Raw genomic sequence first — 3,959 nt, 5'->3', positions numbered from 1 at the left:
GCCAGCCGGTGGCGCCGCTACCACAAGCTCAAGCGCTTTCCGGGCGGGATCGTCCCGTTCGGTGACGCGGTGGCCAGCTTCAATCCGACCTTCGGGCAGGGCATGACGATGACGTCGTTGCAGGCAGGTCATCTGCGCCGGGCGTTGGAAGCTACCGACAAAGACCTGGCCACCGAGCTCGCGCGGCTGACCGCCAAGACCACCTACCCGGTGTGGATGATGAACGCCATCGGCGACATCACCTTCCACCACGCGCAGGCCGGGCCGGTGCCCTGGTGGTGGCGACCGTCGGGCGCGCTCTTCGACCAGTTCCTCGGGGCGGCCGAAACCGAACCCGTGCTGGCCGAATGGTTTTTGCGCCGGTTCTCCCTGCTGGACAGCCTGTACATGATTCCGCCGCCGCGCATTGTCGGTCGCACCATCGCCCACAACATGCGGCTGTGGCTCAAAGAACGCCGGGAGCTGCGCGGCCATGCCCCAGAACGGCGCGCGGTTACAACCCGACCGTAGCCCGGAACAACGTCGCCGGTTCCTGCGCCCAGAGCCGGATCGGGCAGTCGTCGGCGGCCACCCAGGCCGCAGCACCCCGCTCCAGCGTGAGCGAGCCGGACTTGCCCGACACCGTCGTCGACCCCTCGGTGCACAGCAGGATCTGCGGGCCGTCGTGACGGCAAGGCGCGTCGACCTCGTGGCCCAGGTGCTCGCCGTCGAGGACCAGCTGCGCCACCGCGAACTCCTCGGCCGGCGTGTCGTAGACCAGGCTCAGCCCGTCGCGCACCACCGGCGCGCGCAGCTGCGACTCGGCGGTGGGCGTGAAGTCGAGCACCCGCAACAGCTCCGGCACGTCGACGTGTTTGGGGGTGAGCCCGCCGCGTAATACGTTGTCGGAGTTGGCCATTACTTCCACGGCGAAGCCGCGCAGATAGGTGTGCAGGTTGCCGGCCGGCAGGAAGATGCCCTCTCCGGGAGCCAGCGTGATGCGGTTGAGCAACAGCGCGGCCAGCACCCCGGCGTCGCCGGGATAGCGTTCGCCCAGTTCGAGCACGATCTTGACTTCCCCGGCGAACTCGGTGGCGCCGGAGCTGATGTATTGGATGGCGCCGTCGAGGACCGCGGGCACCAGCACGTCGATGTCCGGTTGCGGAGCGGTGATCCAGGTGGTGAACAGGGCACGCAGTCCGTCGGCGTCGGACTGGTCGCTCAGCAACACTATGAACGGGTCCAGGTCGGAGACGTTGAGCGCCCGCAGCAACTCGGTGGTGCGGGCCGCATGACGGAATCCGGCCAGCGCCTCGAACGGTTCCAGCGCCACCAGCAATTCAGGCTTGTGACTGGTGTCGCGGTAGTTGCGGACCGGTGAGTTGACCGGAATGCCAAGCCGCTCTTCGCGTAAGTAGCCTTCGATGGCCTGTTGCGCGCTCGGGTGGGCCTGCAACGACAGCGGCTCGTCGGCGGCCAGCACCTTGACCAGGAACGGCAGCACGTCACCGAACCGGGCGCGCGCGCCGGCGCCCAGCTGGCCGTCCGGGTCGGCGAGCAACGCTTCCAGCAAAGAGTGATCACCGTCGGGGTTTTCCAGATAGGCGGGGTCACCCGGATGCGCGCCGAACCACAGTTCGGCCTCGGGATGGGCCGCCGGGACCTGCCGTCCGGTGAACTCGGCGATCGCGGTACGCGACCCCCAGGCGTACGTGCGGAGCGCTCCGCGCAGCAGTTCCACGGTCTCTCTATCCCCGGACCAGTCTCAGATAAACGGCGGCCATCTCCAGCCGAACGGCCAATACTGCCAGTTGCTGCTCGGCGGGTCCGGCACCCCCCGGCGCCACCGGCGCCGCGGCGCCGTCGAGCCCACCGGCGACTTCCGGCACATCCTCGGCCGCCACCAGGAAGACGTCGTCGAGCCCGGCGACCCGAGCGCTCACCACCGTGCGCTCGTCGGACAGCGTCAGCGCCAGCACGCGCAGCCGCTGCGGCAGCGGCCCGTCGAGTTCCTCGTCGTGGAAGAGCGCGTCCGTCAGGTCGGGCAGCCCGCCGGCCAGCTCGTCACGGACGGCCACCACGGCGTCGGCCAGCCCGGCGGCGGCCGTCGTCTGGTGCGCGACGCGCAACAGCATCGAAGTGCCGTGGCGGGCCAGCGCCAAGGTGGCGGCGTTGTCACCGACCAAGGCCACCCGGTGATCGGTGATGCGGGCGGCCAGGGTCTTGGCCGGGTTGGTGAAGACGTCCCGGCCCGCGCTGTTGCGCAGCGCCTCGGCGTCGAGTTCGTCGGCGAGCGCCGCCAGGTCGATTGGCAGCCTCGGGTCGACGATCTGCACGGCCGCCAACCCCGCGGCCAGGTAGCGCACCAAGCCGAACTCGTCGGGCACCCACAGTCGCGGCGGCAGCACGGCGACCCGGCCCGCAGTGGTGTCGCGTAGCGGGCCCTCGTACGGCGCCACCACGAGAACCCTTGCGCCCCTGCGCACTCCGGTAGCGGCGGCGCCGACCAGCGCGGGGTCGCCGGGGTCGTCACCGGCGACGACCATCACATCAAGGGGCCCCACCCATGGCGGCGCCTCGGCGGCCAGCGCGATCGGCGCGGCAGCCGTCGCACCCAAGGTGGCGGCCAGCATCGCGCCGGCGGTTTCGGCGGTGCCCCGGCCGGCCACCCAGATCACCGTGCGCGGCCGGTCACCGCCGCGCAGCGAGTCCAGTTCGCCTTCGGCAGCCGCGGCGGCGATCGCGCGCACTTGCGCGCCGGCCATGGACGCCGACCGCAACAGCGCGTCGCGGTCGGCGGCGATCAGGCCCTCGGTGTCTTCTAGGTCGACGGCCTGGACGGCGTTCACGGACCGGCCTTTTCCCGCGCGGTGTGAGCCGCGACCTGGGTGCTGACCTGCTGCACGACGGCGTCGACGTCGTCGGCGGTGCGGCCCTCCACGTTGAGCCGCAGCAACGGCTCGGTGTTGGAGCTGCGCAGGTTGAACCAGTTGTCGTCACCCAGGTCGACCGTGACACCGTCGAGGTGGTCGATGGAGTGGATGCGACTTGCGAAGGATTTCAGCACGCTGTCCACACAGGCCGCGGCGTCAGCGACGGTGAAGTTGATCTCCCCGGAGGACTCGTAGCGTTGGTAGTCCGCGGTCAGGTCGGACAGCGGCCGGTCCTGTTCGCCGAGGGCGGCCAGGACGTAGAGGGCGGCCAGCATGCCGGAGTCGGCGCCCCAGAAGTCCCGGAAGTAGTAATGCGCGGAGTGTTCGCCGCCGAAGATGGCGCCGGTGTCGGCCATCATCGCCTTGATGTAGGAGTGTCCGACGCGGGAGCGCAACGGCGTGCCGCCGCGTTCGGCGACCAGTTCGGGCACCGCGCGGGAGGTGATCACGTTGTGGATCACGGTGGCGCCGATCTCGCGCTGCAACTCGCGCGCGGCCACCAGGCCGGTGACCGTCGACGGGGACACCGGTTCGCCGCGCTCGTCGACGACGAAGCACCGGTCGGCGTCGCCGTCGAACGCCAGGCCGATATCGGCGCCGGTCTCGCGCACATAAGCCTGCAGATCCCGCAGGTTGGCTGGGTCCAGCGGATTGGCTTCGTGGTTGGGGAACGACCCGTCCAGCTCAAAGTACAACGGCAGCAACGTGATCGACTCGATTGCGCCCAGCACGGCCGGCGCGGTGTGGCCGGCCATCCCGTTGCCGGCGTCCACCGCCACCCGCAACGGTCGCAGGTCGGTGGTGTTCACCAGCGACCGCAAGAAGTCGCCGTACTCGGCCAACACGTCCTTGTCGGTGACGTTTCCCAGCGCCCCGTCGAAGCTGGGCACTCCGGAGATCAACGCGTCGCTGATCGCGGTCAACCCGGTGTCCGCGCCGACCGGCTTGGCCCCGGCCCGACACAGCTTGATGCCGTTGTAGGCAGCCGGATTGTGGCTGGCGGTGAACATCGCGCCGGGGCAGTCCAGCAATCCTGACGCGAAGTAG

The 3,959-nt window shown here is 69.9% G+C and carries 3 protein-coding genes and 1 pseudogene; 1 reads left to right on the top strand and 3 read right to left on the bottom strand.

The features are described 5' to 3' along the window. Positions 1 to 510: pseudogene (locus A9W95_RS06570) on the top strand (oxidoreductase); the annotation flags it as partial. Here A9W95_RS06570 and manA read toward each other — a convergent pair. From manA to A9W95_RS06555, 3 genes are all read right to left on the bottom strand, one after another. Beyond that, a complete protein-coding gene (gene manA, locus A9W95_RS06565; RefSeq protein WP_067409881.1) occupies positions 494 to 1,720 on the bottom strand; it encodes a mannose-6-phosphate isomerase, class I in 1,227 nt (408 codons plus the stop codon). The pseudogene A9W95_RS06570 and the gene manA sit on opposite strands and share 17 nt — an antisense overlap. A gap of 7 nt (positions 1,721 to 1,727) precedes the next feature. Continuing rightward, positions 1,728 to 2,828, bottom strand: coding sequence for a TobH protein (locus A9W95_RS06560; protein WP_067409878.1), 1,101 nt, complete (start codon positions 2,826 to 2,828; stop codon positions 1,728 to 1,730). Then, a partial coding sequence (locus tag A9W95_RS06555; protein ID WP_067409875.1) for a phosphomannomutase/phosphoglucomutase occupies positions 2,825 to 3,959 on the bottom strand: 1,135 nt, incomplete at its 5' end. The genes A9W95_RS06560 and A9W95_RS06555, both read right to left, overlap by 4 nt.

The sequence above is a fragment of the Mycobacterium sp. 1423905.2 genome (assembly GCF_001673155.1).
In the GTDB taxonomy this organism is placed as follows: Bacteria; Actinomycetota; Actinomycetes; order Mycobacteriales; family Mycobacteriaceae; genus Mycobacterium.
Note: the sequence above shows the minus strand (reverse complement) of the source record. Positions and strands in the feature narration are given on the sequence as shown.